General features: G+C 57.0%; 12 protein-coding genes. 9 read left to right on the plus strand and 3 right to left on the minus strand.

Annotated features, from left to right (window positions below; all coding sequences use genetic code 11):
- Window positions 1-318: LPXTG cell wall anchor domain-containing protein (locus WG939_RS11165; protein ID WP_339985796.1), on the plus strand; the 318-nt coding region annotated here is incomplete at its 5' end.
- A 257-nt stretch (window positions 319-575) separates the two neighbouring features.
- On the opposite strand, the gene WG939_RS11170 is transcribed toward WG939_RS11165, so the two are convergent.
- Window positions 576-1769 (minus strand): hypothetical protein, encoded by a 1194-nt coding sequence (locus WG939_RS11170; protein ID WP_339985798.1) that lies wholly within the window; start codon window positions 1767-1769, stop codon window positions 576-578.
- 60 nt (window positions 1770-1829) lie between these two features.
- Window positions 1830-2582, minus strand: coding sequence for a hypothetical protein (locus WG939_RS11175; protein WP_339985800.1), 753 nt, complete (start codon window positions 2580-2582; stop codon window positions 1830-1832).
- Between the two features lie 86 nt (window positions 2583-2668).
- Between WG939_RS11175 and WG939_RS11180 the strand changes: the two genes are divergently transcribed.
- From WG939_RS11180 to purT, 8 genes are all read left to right on the plus strand, one after another.
- The gene (locus WG939_RS11180; protein ID WP_339985802.1) at window positions 2669-3382 is read left to right on the plus strand and encodes a hypothetical protein; all 714 of its coding nucleotides are present in this window, start codon (window positions 2669-2671) and stop codon (window positions 3380-3382) included.
- 19 nt (window positions 3383-3401) lie between these two features.
- Window positions 3402-4520, plus strand: coding sequence for an FUSC family protein (locus WG939_RS11185; RefSeq protein WP_339986096.1), 1119 nt, complete (start codon window positions 3402-3404; stop codon window positions 4518-4520).
- 32 nt (window positions 4521-4552) lie between these two features.
- A complete protein-coding gene (locus tag WG939_RS11190; RefSeq protein ID WP_339985805.1) occupies window positions 4553-5290 on the plus strand; it encodes a hypothetical protein in 738 nt (245 codons plus the stop codon).
- 97 nt (window positions 5291-5387) lie between these two features.
- On the plus strand, window positions 5388-6677 hold the full coding sequence (locus WG939_RS11195; RefSeq protein ID WP_339985807.1) for an adenylosuccinate synthase: 1290 nt from the start codon (window positions 5388-5390) through the stop codon (window positions 6675-6677).
- A gap of 91 nt (window positions 6678-6768) precedes the next feature.
- Window positions 6769-7512 (plus strand): hypothetical protein, encoded by a 744-nt coding sequence (locus tag WG939_RS11200; protein ID WP_339985809.1) that lies wholly within the window; start codon window positions 6769-6771, stop codon window positions 7510-7512.
- A 619-nt stretch (window positions 7513-8131) separates the two neighbouring features.
- Complete coding sequence (locus WG939_RS11205; RefSeq protein WP_339985811.1) at window positions 8132-10555, plus strand: SpaA isopeptide-forming pilin-related protein; 2424 nt, start codon at window positions 8132-8134, stop codon at window positions 10553-10555.
- Between the two features lie 303 nt (window positions 10556-10858).
- Window positions 10859-11605 (plus strand): hypothetical protein, encoded by a 747-nt coding sequence (locus WG939_RS11210; RefSeq protein WP_339985813.1) that lies wholly within the window; start codon window positions 10859-10861, stop codon window positions 11603-11605.
- A 15-nt stretch (window positions 11606-11620) separates the two neighbouring features.
- Window positions 11621-12823, plus strand: coding sequence for a formate-dependent phosphoribosylglycinamide formyltransferase (gene purT, locus WG939_RS11215; protein WP_339985815.1), 1203 nt, complete (start codon window positions 11621-11623; stop codon window positions 12821-12823).
- A gap of 61 nt (window positions 12824-12884) precedes the next feature.
- Here the strand turns inward: purT and WG939_RS11220 are convergent, their stop codons facing one another.
- Window positions 12885-15485: a S8 family serine peptidase gene (locus WG939_RS11220; protein WP_339985817.1), complete on the minus strand. Its 2601-nt coding sequence runs from the start codon at window positions 15483-15485 to the stop codon at window positions 12885-12887.
- Between the last annotated feature and the right edge of the window lie 45 nt (window positions 15486-15530).

The following is a 15530-nucleotide window of genomic DNA, read 5'->3' on the forward strand; positions in this document are numbered from 1 at the left end:
TGGAAGGTCCTGATCCCAGTTGCAATCATTGGTGGCGGCCTGCTGGTTCTGTCTAACCTTGGTTCCAGCGAAGGTTCTTCCGCAAAGCCAGTTGACGAAGTGCGCGGCATCAACAACCCAGCTCCTGTTCAGCAGGACGAGGTTAAGGGCGTAAACAACCCAGCTCCTCAGAAGGGCATCCCAGCTGACCAGGCTAAGCAGGCTCCTGCAAAGAAGATGCTTGCTTCCACTGGTGCTAGCGTTCTGGGTCTGTCTGCACTGGCAGCGCTCATGCTCGCACTCGGCCTGTTCTTCGTAGCACGCCGCAAGGAAAGCTAATAGCTAGCTTCTAAAGCGAGACAAGTAGCCCCACTCCAGAAAGGAGTGGGGCTACTTTGTGTTGTATCGGATTAACGACAGTCTGCATAGCCAAAGCCTGGTCTATGCCAATGGCAAACAATCTTAGGCCCATACGCGCGCCCCGGTCCGAGAACCCGGGCTTATGGCGGGTAGTAATGCCGGGACTGCCAGACGAAGTAACACCAAGTGAAGCGGAGAACACGCTCTCAAAGAGAGTGCCCTAATGCGTTAGAAACTTAAACGCCTTCGCGCCGTTGGCGGCGGAAAAGCAGTAGTTCAATGAGGCCGTCGCTGAAGAACCGCATCCACAGGGTGGAAACCACAAGATTTCCGATGATGGCCACAGGGTAGGCCATCAAGAAGGATGTAGGTTCGATCTGCTTGGTCTTGGTCTCATTGATGAGGGATTCGGAATCAGGGCCGTAGTAGGCGATTTCGTGACTGGACAAGTCTGCCCAGGAGTTGGAGTTTTCTACCCAAGAGTCAAAGGTTTGCCAGTCGAGCGCTTTGTGGTGGGCGACCGTGGTATTTGGGTTGTCAATGGCGGTGTTGATTTCTTCAGCGAAGCCACTGAACCCGCCCATCGTGATGGCCGCGATGATGATGTAGAAGGGATATGTGCTGAAGGACATGCGTCCGGAGGCAACCACGGGTTCGAAGAATCGAAAGCGCTGCAGCAAATAACCGAGCGTGAGCAGGTTAGTGCCCGCCGCAAAGTTGCCCACCACATTCAGCAGGCCACCGGAGTTTGCGATCGAGGAGAAGTACCGGATGGTGGTGGTAGGTGGGTTTTCTCGGTAGTACTTGCTCACTGCAGGATCCACGCCAAACAGATCCGGAAGATAATTTGGTAGGACGGTGAGCATTCCAACCATTCCCACGATCACGCCCGTGATGAAAAGCAGGCTAACGCTCACTTTTTTGTTATCGATTACCCGGAAAAGCAGCACGCCACAAATGCCATAGGCGAGCCAGGCAAGCGCAGGGTATTGGCCTCCAACTGGAGGGCGAATGGCGAAGACTGTGTGGACGAAAGCGGAAGCAAACGTCGTAAATGCCAGGAGGCAAGTGAGCGTAAAGCTGTTTAGCCGTGCGAACCCGAGGGAACAGAGCGCGACCACGCCGAGGATGAAGCTGATCGGATAGATTGCCGACTGAATGCTGGCCAGCACCATGCCGGAGATCATCAGGAATCCGCTAAAAACCAATACGCGGTGGCGTGCTACAGCTGGGTCCTCCCAGTTCTTCAGCATGTGCGTAACAGTTGCGCCGGTGAGCAGCCCCATGCCTGCTGCGGGCCCGTCGATGGTGAGGGCGTCGAGAAGCGCGGTCAGCGAATTTTGCGTCGGGGGAGTGTTGAGCTCGGAATAAACGAGGCCCATAAAAGCGAGTCCCCACGCGAGGCTCAATGCGCGACTGTTGACTGTCACAATGATTACAGTTTTCTGGGAAAGGGCTGAGGTGTTGTTGAGTCAACAATAACGGATCAATTAGACGGATGGCAATATGAGCTGGGCGTCGCGGAGGTGTCGATAAAAGGTGGCACGGTCGACGGGGCGCTTACGGCTCACACCATCAACAGTAATGCGCAGGTTGGGGCCTCCGACCTGCAGCGCACGGCCGGTCGCAAGAGTTGCTGCGTCGTACTCCTTGCGGAACAGGCCTGACTTGGCCGCTACCTTTTTCACTGCTGCGATACCGGGCGCGTCGGGCATCGGTACCAGCCGCGCGCCGAAATTGTGAATCTGCTGCTCACTGTGGAGGAGGACGTGGTCATCGACAATGATCTCACCCGTCATCTCACCGCCGTCCCACTCAGTGATGACTGCGGACTTCGCGACGGCTACGCCAGCATCATCGCGAACTAGAGGAGCTGGGGTGACCTTGCCAACGCGAAGCGCCTCATACTCAGAGAACGAGGCCTTTGGAGAAAGGAAGCCGACCTGAATCCATAGGTCGTCCTGGCGCATCAGTCGGGTCAGCACGGCAGAGTGGGCGGCAGGGGAGCCGATGACGATGAGGCGGACGTCGCGAAGCGGTGTTTGCGGCGCTGGCTGTGGCGCGCCCTGCGGCTCTACATCGGGCTGGCGCTGGATGTCCTCGAGTGACGGCGTTGCATCGTGGGGGAGTGCGGCGCGGGCGATGCCCTCCAGAAAGCGCAAATCACGTTGCGAAGGGATCTCGGGGAGCTCGATATCAGCTGGAAACCTGCTGGAATCGCAGCTCAACGTAAGCAATTGCATGGATATTTAATCTACCAACAGTTAGATTAGATCGGGTGGGTGATTCAACGAACACTATTTTCAGGAACCTATTGTTTGCGGTCGCGGTGGCGATCGTAGTCGGCAACTGGACTTACCTGTGCGTAGTGCGACCAAATATTCAGTGGACAGGCCAGTGGGAATCGGATTTTGAGATCCAGCAATTTCTGCTGCTGCTCGTCGCTGTGGGGTTCGCAATCTTCTCGATTGTTGGCGTGACCAACTGGCGAGATGCGGCGATCTTGCTGTTCGGCATTCTCATTGATTTGGTTATCGGCCGCGCGATCTTCGCCACCTCGATTCCGCTGTATCTAGACACCATTGGCGCCGTGATGGTTGCGGTGCTGCTCGGGCCGAGACAGGGCGCGATCTGCGCCGCCGGTGTGAGCTTGCTGCTGTACCCAGTAGCGCCAGCGTTGCTGCCACTGGCGATCGTGAACATTACGGTTGCGGCGCTGGCCGGTATTATGGCGCAGTTCGGTGGATTCAACGGGCCTGGGCCAATCACAATGAACGCGCTGTTCACAGGTGTGGTGTCCACCATCGTGTCTGCCCCGGTGTCGCTCTACTTGGCAATGAATTACTCCACCAACGGTGAAAATGTGCAGTTCTCAGTAGCGGAAAGCATCATTGGATCCCTGCTCGGCCCGCCGTTTAGCGGTGGCACCCCCAGCGACCTGTTGGACAAGCTTGTGGTGTTTTGGCTGGTCTACTGGATTATTCGTGGGCTGATGCACACTCCTGTACTACGTCTCCTGAAGTCGGATCCACTTCGTTACTAAACTGCACTGTGTGAAATCAATGGACAAGCTGCGCGAGGGAGCGCAGCGCGTAGCGATCTCGTGGCCGTACATCCTGCAGATCGGCTTTGCTGCGGGCCTGTCCTACTGGGCTGCGATGCACGTGTTCGGCCACCCACTGCCGTTCTTCGCACCGATGGCCACGATCATTGTGCTGTCCACACAAGGCGGCGACCGCGTCCGCAAGTCCTTCGAGCTGGTCCTTGGCGTGACCGTCGGCGTCATCCTCGGCGACCTCCTCATCGCGATGGTCGGTACCGGCGTCTGGCAGATTGCGCTCGGCGTGGTCGTGTCCGTGACTGCTGTGATGTTCATCGACCGAGGTGTTCTGGCTGCTAACCAGGCTGCTTTCGCCTCCGTGCTGATCGCGACGATCTTCCCGCCCGGCACCTCAGGAGGTGTGGAGCGTGCGACTGACGCCTTGATCGGTGGCCTCATCGGCATTGCCGTGATGGGGCTGGTGCCAAAGTCCCCGCTCAAGGATGGCCGCCAAGAAATCGCGAAAATCCTCGCCATCATCTCCGAGGTGCTGGAGGAAGTCGGCGAAGCCCTCACAGATGAGGACACCCACCAAGTCTCCGACGCCCTTGAACGCGCCCGCAGCTCCCAAGCCGCCATCAACACCATGATCGCCGCGGCCAATACCGGCAAAGAAGTGATCCGCACGTCGCCACTGATGTGGAAGCGTCGCCGAGAGCTGCGCTCCATCCTGCGTGTGCTTGCCCCGGTGGACAACGCGATGCGCACGACTCGCGTTCTGGTGCGCCGTGCGGGCGTGCTTCTCGACGACCGTTCCCCCGTCACCCAGCACCAAGTAATCATGCTCTTCGAGCTGTCTGGTATTGCTAAAGAACTGTCCGAAATTTACTACCGTCAGCCTGACGCTGCGCTTTCGCCAAAGATTCCGGATTTGGTGGTGCGCCTGCGCAAACTTGGCGCGCAGGCAGACCCGGATTTGGTGCAGCCACCAGTGTTTTCTGGCTTGATGATCATGGGGCAGACTCGCTCGTTGATTGTGGACTTGTTGCAGGTCTGTGGTCTTTCTCGGACTTCCGCTGTGGCGGCACTCATCCCGACTGTTGATACTCCTGGGGTGCCTCCTGAGACGTGGCAAGACTAGTGCTTCCAAAAGGAAAGACCTATGCTTAATTAGTGCTCAGAACTTACCGATCTGTTTTGATTGCCATCACCGTAGTGATGTTGGCGATCCACTGGGCGCTGCCGGTGCTCATGCCGTTGGACGACGTTTTGCTGTATGCGGTAGGGCCCCATGTGAACTGGATTATCGTGGTCACCTTGCTCATTGCGGTGGTGTGCCTGGGACTCATCGTGGCACCCACGTTGGATCGGAAGAAAACGCTGCTCATTCTTCTTGGTGTGCTGTTGGACCAGGGTATTGGTGAGCTGGTCTATCGCCTGGATCTTCCTCTTTACTTGGATACGATCGGTTGCATCCTGGTAGGTGCTTTGCTGGGCCCAGCTGCGGGTGCCTTCACTGCGTCGGTTTCTTGTTCCTTGTGGATCATCATTGCACCGTCAGGACTTCCGTTTTCGCTCGCGTCCATCGTCACCGGTTGGTTTGCCGGTTTGGTGGCCAAGCTGGATGGTTTCTCCAATTGGCTGACAACGGTGGTCAGCGGTGTTATCGCGGGTCTTGCTGTAGGCATTCTTTCTGCCCCGCTGACTTATATCCTGCTCAACAGCCCGCTTGACCGGGAAGAATTTGATCTGTTCTGCGTGCTCGAAGCAGCAGGCGATTACTTCACTCAGCCGTTCACGTTCTGGCGCCTGATTGCGGATCCGATCGACAAGATTTTGATTTTCCTGTTGGTATTTTGGGTGGCGCCACTCATCGCGAAGCGGTATTGGCCGGATCAGTCTCGGGCTTAATTAGGTTCATTTGCCTCTGGGGCATGTAGAATTAGTTAACGTCTTTTGCGCCTGCTTCAGCGGGTGCTACTCGAGTTGATCGGAAGTGACGTTAAACATGGCTGCAATCGTGATCGTCGGTGCCCAGTGGGGCGACGAAGGTAAGGGCAAAGCCACAGATATCCTCGGCGGCCTCGTTGACTACGTGGTCAAGCCAAATGGCGGCAACAACGCAGGCCACACTGTTGTGGTGGGTGGCGAGAAGTACGAGCTGAAGCTCCTTCCAGCCGGCGTGCTGAGTGAGAACGCGACCCCAGTGCTGGGCAATGGTGTGGTGATCAACCTCGAAGCGCTTTTCGACGAAATGGACGGCCTGATCGCCCGTGGCTGCGACGCTTCCCGCCTCCGCATTTCCGCTAATGCGCATGTGGTTGCTCCGTACCACCAGATCCTCGACCGTGTTCAGGAGCGTTTCCTGGGCAAGCGCGCTATCGGCACCACGGGCCGTGGCATCGGCCCAACCTACGCTGACAAGGTTGCCCGCGTTGGTATCCGCGTCCAAGACATCTTTGACGAGTCCATCCTGCGCCAGAAGATCGAATCCGCACTGGATGTGAAGAACCAGATGCTGGTGAAGATGTACAACCGCAAGGCAATTGTGGCTGAGGAGATCGTGCAGTACTTCCTTGGCTACCAGGAGCGCCTGCGCCCAATGGTCATTGAGGCGGAGCTGGAGCTGAACAAGGCTCTGGATGCTGGCAAGCACGTCCTCATGGAGGGCGGCCAGGCCACAATGCTTGACGTTGACCATGGCACCTACCCATTCGTGACGTCCTCCAACCCAACTGCTGGTGGCGCTTGTGTTGGTTCCGGTATCGGCCCAACCCGCATCACGCACTCCCTGGGCATCATCAAGGCTTACACCACTCGCGTTGGTGCTGGTCCGTTCCCAACGGAGCTGTTTGATAAGTGGGGCGAGTACCTGCAGACGACGGGCGGCGAGATCGGTGTGAACACCGGCCGTAAGCGCCGTTGTGGCTGGTACGATTCCGTCGTTGCTCGCTACGCTTCCCGCGTCAATGGCTTCACGGATCTGTTCCTGACCAAGCTGGACGTGCTCACCGGCATTGGCGAGATCCCGATTTGTGTGGCCTACGACGTGGACGGCAAGCGTTTCGACGAAATGCCAATGACGCAGTCTGATTTCCACCACGCACAGCCAATCTTCGAGACCATGCCTGCATGGGACGAGGACATCACCCAGTGCAAGACCTTTGAAGAGCTGCCTCAGAAGGCTCAGGATTACGTGCTGCGCCTGGAAGAGCTATCCGGCTGCCGCATTTCCTACATCGGCGTTGGCCCTGGTCGCGATCAAACGATCGTCCGCCACGACGTAATGGCTGACTAACTCTCGCTATTGCGGGAAGGGCAACGGCTTCGGCTGTTGCCCTTTTTCCTTTGAAAATTGTTGAACGAGCACCAATTGCTATGATGTTCGCATGACTTTCACACGGAATTGGTTGCGCGCTGTTCCACCAATTCTGCTCTCCTTGGATTGGGCATATGTGATTGCAACGCGCCCCACCTTTGATGACCGGAGCCAGTTTGCTCCTTCCGTGTTTTGGCCCCAGGTGGTCATTTTCTTGGTCATTTTGGGGCTTAGCGCCCTTTCCGAGCCGGGGATGCTGAACAAGAAGAACCTGTCCCTCGTTGGTATCGGAGTTGTCCTCGACCTCGCCATCGGCTCCATGTTCTTCAACGTCAATCTCGGGGTCTACCTGGATACCGTGGGCACAGTGCTAGTCGCGGCCATTTTGGGCGCCCAGTTTGGTGCTCTCACTTCGATGCTCAGCCAGGGGATTTTGCTGATCTTCTACCCCTCGGTCATCCCGTTCTACATGATCAACGTGATGGTCGGCTGGCTAGCGGGCTTGGCCGCCCGGTACGGTGGCTTTGCCAACCGAATCTCCACCGCGGTCAGCGGTCTGATTGCCGGAGCGCTCGTCGGCCTCATCGCCGCCCCGCTCATGTCGCTGGGGCTTGGCGACGACCCTACCCAGCTCGACTACACGCCAATGGAGCTCCTCAGGATGTTCCTCGGAGTCTTCTTTGGCGGGCTTGCACACGAAGGGTTTATCAGTGATCCGCTAGATAAGGCCATCATTTTCCTGGCGATCCTCTTCCTGGCGCCACGAGTGGCGCGGTGGCTCAAGATTGAGAAGCCGCTGCTGCTGGATGCGTAAGCACCTTTGATAGTGGTGTGGGGAGCCTGCATTATCTAGCTTCGCTTTTGGATGCTGCTTCAATTGCGTCCAGATTGTCTTCAGGTTGCAGTGACTGTTTCGTGCTCTAAGCGTGCAAATTGAAAGGATTTCCCTTCATTTTGACGTGAGAACTTAATGCAGACTTAGCTAAACGGTGTTCTATTGCACATTGATTTTAGTAACCTGATGTTCAAGTCGGGTAAGTTATATAAAATTTTCTCACCGCTCTAGATGCTGTGGTTAATGGTTGAAAGTCCAGGTTGAATGGATAATTTTCAAACCAACCACCCGTTTGGTTTGTCAGGTTCCGACAGAAAACTGTCGTTATTAAATTGTTACAAGTCCAGGTAGTGGGCGAATAATAACACGTTTAGTTTGATTTTCCCTTATGAAAGTTAAGCTTCTTGTTGATCATTATGAATTTCCTGCTAAAATTCTGAACAGTCTGAGATCTGCATTATCACGCCTAGTTATCAATTGCCGGGTGGGAAGTTCGGATTCGGCGACATTCGGTTTTCCGACAGTGCCCCGGCACTGACTCAATCAAGCTTCACCTCCAGGTTGGCCTGAAGGTAGTGACTCAGGAGAGTTAGAAAAATTGGTAATTAACAAAACGAAGGCACTGATTGCGCTCGTATTGAGCGTCATCATGTCCGTTGCGATGCTGCCGACGGCGCAGGCGCAGGCAACTGGTGGTTTCTGGGCTTACTCGGAGAATACTCTCGCGACGGATCCGGGAGTTCCGGGAGTTGTGCCAATCCGTGTGGCTCCTGGCACTCCACCAGCACAACCTCCTAGGTATGCCCTAGATCCTAGCCTGGCAAACTTGCCAGAATCCACGCTTGCGTATTGCTTCAATATGAATTATGTTTGGCCAACCGATGAGCAGAGTTGGGCTGGTGATACTCCGCCAGAGTTCAGCAAGATTGTTGATACGGTAGGTGCCGAATTCGGTTCATTGGCCACAAGCAATTTTCGCGGAACTCCGGAAGCACTGCGTGCTGATGTCTTAACGTATGTCTACAATGGCATGAACGATGACGGCAAAGATGTTGCAGGTATCCAGTCTGCACTTGGTCTGACCGGCTATGAATTTTATCAGGCTACGCAGTATGCGATCTGGGATGCTACTGACAAGCCTTTTGTAGATGAGATTGCAGATTGGGCTAATTCGTCGACACCTGTATCCGACAAAGTCCAGGCCGCAACCCGCATTCTCCTTGGTGAAAATCCCGTTGCTGTTGCTAGCAGTCTCGGTTTAACACTGAATGGGCTTGTGGAACTTCAGCCGGTTCCCGATGCAACCCTTGAACTCTTTGCAACTACAGATAAAGATAAGTTGGATGCAGATTATCAAAACTTGCTTGGCGCTTCTTTTGTGAATGCAGACGGAACACCGTATGTTCCAGGTGAGACCACTACAGCACCAGCTCCCGTAGTTACGGTTACCCCAACCCAGACCTCGACCTTCACTGCTCCTGCAACTACGGAAACTGTCACGACGATTCCGACTACCACGGTAACTACGGAGACCATCGCGTCTTCCACCGTGACCGAGTTTGTGCCTACCACGGTTACTCAGCCGACTACTGAGACCACGACTTCTACGACCACTGAGGTCATCGGCACCACCGAGACCACCACTGGTACCGCAACTGAGACCACCACGGTGACCACTATTGAGCCAACCACGGTTACTCAGCCGACCACAGTTACCGAGCCAACCGTTGTCACCGAGATGACCACGTCTACCGCTACCAGTGTTGTTGGAACCACCGAGACCACCACCGGTACGTCGACCGAGTCCACCACGGTAACTGTTACACAGCCAACCACCGTGACTGAACCAACCGTTGTTACCGAGACGACGACGTCCACGGCTACGAGCGTCGAGAACACCACTGAAACCACGACGTCCACCGTCAAGGAGACGGAGACAACGACGGCAACCGAGACGTCCTCTGTCACTGCGACGAAGACTGTTCCTGTTACCACGGTCACCGTTCCGACCACCATCCCTGCCGACGCTCCATTCGTGGAGATCGACAAGGTAAACCTCGGTGGCGAAGAGCTCGCCGGCGCTGGCATTGAGATCAAGGACAAGGATGGCAACATCGTCCACACTTGGATCTCCAAGATTGGCGAGAACTCCAAGTTCCAGGTTGTCCCAGGGACCTACACCTTCCACGAGGAAGTTGCTCCTAACGGCTACCTTGCCGTCACGGACATCACCTTCACTGTGGATAAGGATGGAAACGTAACCGTCGATAATGCAAACGGCAACACCGTTGTCTGGCAGGACGGCGTCCTTGTAGTTACCGACGAAGCTGTCCCTGCCAACGTCAAGCCAATCGATATCTCTAAGGTCAACCTCGGCGGCAAGGAGATCGGTGGTGCTGATATCCGAATCATCAATGAAAAGGGCCAGGAAGTCGCAAAGTGGACCTCTGAGGAAGATCAGACGCATCGCGTTGAACTCGCACCAGGTGTCTACACCTTCATCGAAGATGCGGCCCCAGCAGGCTACGAAAAGGTCACCAACATTACCTTCCTAGTTGAGGAAGATGGCACCGTAAGCGTAGTCAACGATGCAGGAAACAAGGTGGTCGCTGATGGTGCAAAGCTGACCGTTACTGACTTGGACAAGGCCCCAACCCCTGGTCCAAACCCAGGGCCTACCCCAGGCGACAATGGTTCCTCCAAGGTTCCATGGTGGGTCTACCTAACCCCAATCGCTCTGATCGGCGGCGGCATGCTGTCCAGCGGTGGCTCCTCTGAGGGATCTTCTGAGAAGCCAGATCAGCAGGCGCCTGCTCCAAAGCCTGAAGCTTCCAAGCCGGCCGATGGAATCCAAGGCATCTCAGATGCCCCACAGAAGGGTATCCCAGCCGACCAGGTAAAGCAGGCTCCTGCAAAGAAGATGCTTGCCTCCACTGGTGCTAGCGTTCTGGGTCTGTCCGCACTGGCAGCACTCATGCTCGCACTCGGCCTGTTCTTCGTCGCAAAGCGTCGCGAGAACTAAGCCAAAACTGACTCGCTAGAGTCGCAGCCTCAAAGAGGGTAGGAACCGGAAACGGGACCTACCCTCTTTACTATTGGTGGAAAGTAAGCCCCGCCACCGGCCGTCGAAAAGGCGACCTAAAGTACTGTCAATTATGATCAAAAAGCCACCCAATCTTTTGCTGTTTTTAAGCAATGATGTTTTAATGGACTTGTAAACCACCTGCAGTTTTCTATAGTTTACCTGCATAGATAATGGAAATGAATGCATATCAATCTGGATGAGATTTGCTAAGGTGGCTGGTTTTCAATAAAGGAAATTCGTATGGCGGTCGCCAAGTCGCGCTACCTCTTCTACGTAGCGATCATCTCCATCATGGCCTCATGGCTCTACCCGGTGTACCAGCTCCCGGCAGACTGGACGCACGCATCCACCACGTCCACGGTAACCCTGGTGTTCGCCATGATCGGCCTCGGCGCCCTGATTCTCCGCATGCGCCCCTTGCATTCCTGGCGCACCTTCCTTCTGCTGATTCCCATTGCATCGGCCAACTTGGCTGTGTTCCAAGTAGTGAACCTAGTCAAGCTTCCTGTTCAATTAGTCTGCTTAGCCACCGTCTTCATTGGCATCAAATGTGGCCCACGTGCTGGTGTGGCATCAGGCCTGGCAACGGCAATTCTCGGAAGCCTCATCGCCCCGGCCTACATTTCCTTCGCTTCCATTTACGCGGTCGTGGGCCTACTCGCGGGCCTAGCCAGCTACTTCGGTGGCTACCGCAACATTTGGACCACCGCCATCACTGGCGCCGCCGTCGGCCTCATCATTGCCATGCTCGCAGGCCCAATGGTGGCCATGACCTATGGTGACCTGCCATGCAACCTCCAGGACGCAATCGCACACCAACGCGAAGCCGGCGGATACACCTTCCTCAAGGCAGTCGTAGACAATTCCCTCAAGCTCTTCCCACTCGATATGGCCTGCACATTCCTCCTCGCCGGGGGAATGATGAGCCTTCGGCGCGTCGAAAAGCTTGCACCCTGCACAAACGGGGCTATCCTGCAAGTCGCCTAACTTATACTGAGGGGCATGTACACACCTGACAAACTCGGCACCCCACTTGCCCCGAACGCCACCCGCGTCATGCTGCTCGGCTCCGGTGAGCTCGGCAAAGAAGTAACCATCGCGCTCCAGCGCCTCGGAGTAGAAGTCCACGCCGTCGACCGCTACGAAAACGCCCCAGCACACCAGGTCGCGCACCACGCCTACGTCATCGACATGTCCGACGCCGACGCCGTCAAGGCCCTCGCAGCGGAGATCCAGCCACACTTCATCGTCCCAGAAATCGAAGCGATCGCCACCGACGCCCTCGCCGAGCTTGAAGCCGCTGGCACAACCGTAATCCCGACTGCCCGCGCCACCCAGCTCACCATGAACCGCGAAGGCATCCGCCGCCTCGCAGCCGAAGAGCTTGGCCTGCCAACCTCCGCCTACGAATTCGCCTCCACCTTCGACGAATTCTCCGCTGCTGTCGAGCGCATCGGCTACCCATGCGTTGTCAAGCCAGTCATGAGCTCCTCCGGCAAAGGCCAGTCCGTGGTGCGCTCCGCCGAGGATATCCAGCACTCCTGGGACTACGCCATGTCCGGTGCTCGCGTCGATGCGGGCCGCGTGATTATCGAATCCTTCGTCAAGTTCGACTACGAGATCACCCTCCTCACCATCCGCTCCATCGACCAGGCCACCGGCAAGGACGCCACCTGGTTCTGCGAACCAATCGGTCACCGCCAAGTAGACGGCGACTATGTCGAATCCTGGCAACCAATGGAAATGTCCGCTTTGGCGCTGGAAAACGCCCGCTCCGTCGCAGCCCGCATCACCGGCGCCCTCGGCGGCAGGGGAGTGTTCGGCGTTGAACTGTTCGTAGCCGGCGATGAAGTGTACTTCTCCGAAGTCTCCCCACGCCCACACGACACCGGCCTGGTCACCCTCGCCTCCCAGCGCTTCTCCGAATTCGAGCTGCACGCCCGCGCGATCCTCGGCCTGCCTATCGACGTCACCCTGGTATCCCCAGGCGCCTCCGCCGTCATCTACGGCGCCTCCGAAGGCCCTGTGTCCTACACAGGCGTCGCTAACGCACTGGCGGTCCCAGAGTCTGATCTGCGCCTGTTCGGCAAGCCCATTGCCGGTAAGAAGCGCCGCATGGGCGTTGCCGTAGCAACCGGCGAAAACACCGACGAGGCCCGCGAGCGCGCTCAAACCGCATCCGCTGCCGTGAGCGTTGTGGAATAGTCCAAAACATACAAAAAGTGCCTGCCACCTTTCGGTGACAGGCACTTCGTGCTTCTAGGAGCTAGTTAGAGCTTCCATCAGAAGAGGTAATGCGGGTGGTGCTGCCCTCAGCGCCATTGCCCAAGTGGAACAGGCGGGTGAGAATGCCGGCCAAGCCAGCGAAGATGCCCAGGTAGCCCATCTGAGTGGAGGAGCCGTTGTCCTGGTTGCCCAGCATCGTCGGTGCGAAGAAGTGAGCGATCAGGCCAAGGACGCCACCGAAGATCAGCGGTACGAACCACAGGCCGGAGGAAGAAGAACCATTGTCGCCAGGAGCTGGAGCTGCGGTCACGGTGGTGGTGACTACAGGAACTGGGGCGTCGGTAGCGGTCTCGGTGACCGTGGTCGTGGTGGTGGTCATCTCGGTGGTGGTGACCTCAACACCAGGAACCGTGGTAACCACAGTGGTTGGAGCACCGTTCTCGGTGGTTACAACAGTGGTTGGGACTTCCTTGGTTACGGTCGGCGCAGGCTCAGTGGAGGTAACAACCTCGGTCTGAGTGGTCGGTGCGATGGTCTCAGTGGTGGTGGTTGCAGGCTCGGTGTGGCCTGGCAGAGTCACCGTGGTTGGGACGGAGTCGGTCTCGGTAACAACAACCTCAACACCAGGAACCGTGGTGGTCACGTTGGTGACCTCGGTGGTGGTTACTGGAGCAGCATCAACCGTGGTGGTCTTCACGACAGTGGTTGGGACCGTGGAGGTAATGGAAGCTACTGGGCCGGTCACGGTGGTAGGGGCCACGGTGGTGACTGTAGTGGTCACAGGAGCAGCGTCGATGGTGGTGGTCTCAACAACGGTGGTTGGGACGTCCACGATCATCGTGGTGGTCTCAGGAGCAGCGGTCGTGGTGGTTTCGATGACCGAAGGCTCCACCGTGGTGGTGACGGTCTGCGGAGCAGGGGTCACGGTGGTGGTGACGGTTGCCGTTGCGGTTGCAGTGGCGGTAGCAGTGTTCGTGACAGTGGTTGGAACAGCCTGGCCGGTGGCGCACTCGTCGCCCCTACCAGCGTCGGTCAGAGCCTGGCAGACTGCGGCGTAGGCGTCGACAAGGCCAGCACCCATCTGGGAAGCAGTCTTGGTGTAGCTGTTGCCGTAGGAGTCGGTTGGCTCGTCCTGGTAGGTTCGAGCGGTTTCCTTCAGAATTGCTTCGATGCGGTCAGCGCTCAGGTTAGGGTTTGCGTCGAGCATCATGGCAACGATGCCGGAAACGATTGGGGTAGCCATGGACGTGCCGTCCATGTATCCGTAGCCTGCAGCACCAGGATTGGTTTCGCCAAGGTTAACAGCGGAGTAGATGCCGTCCTCAGTGTTGTACTCACCCTTATTTGGCATACCGGTGTAAGGATCGAAGCCGAAAGGTGCGGAGTTGCCGCCTGGAGCTCCGATGTCAACGTGGGTGCCCCAGTTGGAGAAGTTGGAGCGGTAGCCCTGTGGGCCGGTAGCGCCAACAACGATGGTGCCTGGGCAGTTAGCAGGGGTGATGCCGGAGGTGTTGACGTTGTCGTTACCAGCGGCGATCAGAATAGTTGCGCCCTTGGACCGAGCAGCGGAAATAGCTGCACCGTACACAGGGTCACAGGTGTAGTAGTTGCCACCCAGGGACATGTTGATGACCTTGGCTGGGTTTGGGTTAGCCGGAGTGTCGGGCAGGGAGACACCCGCGAGCCACTTCAGGGCGTCAGCGATGTCTTCAGTTGCGCCACCACAGGTGCCCAGTGCGCGACCGATGAGCAGCTTCGCTTCCGGAGCAGTACCAGCAACGCCTTCAGTGTTGTTGGCTGCAGCTGCGACCAGGCCAGCGACGTGGGTGCCGTGCCAAGAGGAGTATCCGCCAGGATCGCCATCGAAGCAGAAGTTTCTGTCATGCCAGTCGCCGGTGTCGAGGTAGTCGTAGTCACGGCCCGGGTCTGGGTCGTTTTCGTTTGGGCCATTGATGAAGTCGAGGCCACCATTGTGGATGTTTGGCTCCTTAGCGAGCTTGCCCGGAACCTCAGAGATGTCAGGGTGACGGGTCAGGCCAGAGTCAACGATGCCGACAGTCTGGGAACCGCCCAGGTAACCCAGGTCCCACGCCTTCTCCACGTTCGCGCCGTACTCAGCGAACAGGTGCCACTGCTTGGAGTAGTGGATGTCGTTGGTAGCAGCCTTGGTGCCCATCATTTCCTCTTCAGGAGCTGGTGGGTTTGCTGGCTTTGGAGGAAGAATTGGGCGCATCATCTGAGACACAGCCGCGAAGTTGATGTCAGGGTGTGCAGACAGCTCGGTGATGATCTCGTTAGCCGGATCAACAGGGACGGTCTCGGACATCTTCACGACGTAAGAGCCGTCGAGCATGAGGCGGAAGAAGTTGGCGTCAGCCTGTGGGTAGTGCTTATCGACGACTTCGTTGATCAGCGCCATGCGAGCGTCGCGCGCATCGGTGTCATTGGCTTCCAAATCGCGGAAGACAACGATGATGCGTTCAGCTGGCTTCTCAGCGAGAGCAACTGGGGTGTCATTGGCGTCGATGGCGATCGAGTTGTCGACTGGCTGAGCAACAGCAGACGGGACTGCGGTAGCAGCAAGAGGAAGAGAAAGCGCGAACAGTGCCGTGGCGGCGCGCTTCAGAGTTCCTAGTTTCATGGTGTTCCTAAGTCAAAGAAGAATGAGGGTTAGTTCCGGTGGGCC

The sequence above is a fragment of the Corynebacterium sp. H130 genome (assembly GCF_037572395.1).
GTDB lineage: Bacteria > Actinomycetota > Actinomycetes > Mycobacteriales > Mycobacteriaceae > Corynebacterium.

Excerpts from the sequence above, each read along its gene's own strand:
- WG939_RS11195 (WP_339985807.1), top strand. The coding sequence starts at position 5,388 with ATGGCTGCAATCGTGATCGTCGGTGCCCAGTGGGGCGACGAAGGTAAG.
- WG939_RS11185 (WP_339986096.1), top strand. The coding sequence starts at position 3,402 with ATGGACAAGCTGCGCGAGGGAGCGCAGCGCGTAGCGATCTCGTGGCCG.
- WG939_RS11175 (WP_339985800.1), bottom strand. The coding sequence starts at position 2,582 with ATGCAATTGCTTACGTTGAGCTGCGATTCCAGCAGGTTTCCAGCTGAT.
- WG939_RS11210 (WP_339985813.1), top strand. The coding sequence starts at position 10,859 with ATGGCGGTCGCCAAGTCGCGCTACCTCTTCTACGTAGCGATCATCTCC.
- WG939_RS11200 (WP_339985809.1), top strand. The coding sequence starts at position 6,769 with ATGACTTTCACACGGAATTGGTTGCGCGCTGTTCCACCAATTCTGCTC.
- purT (WP_339985815.1), top strand. The coding sequence starts at position 11,621 with ATGTACACACCTGACAAACTCGGCACCCCACTTGCCCCGAACGCCACC.
- WG939_RS11220 (WP_339985817.1), bottom strand. The coding sequence starts at position 15,485 with ATGAAACTAGGAACTCTGAAGCGCGCCGCCACGGCACTGTTCGCGCTT.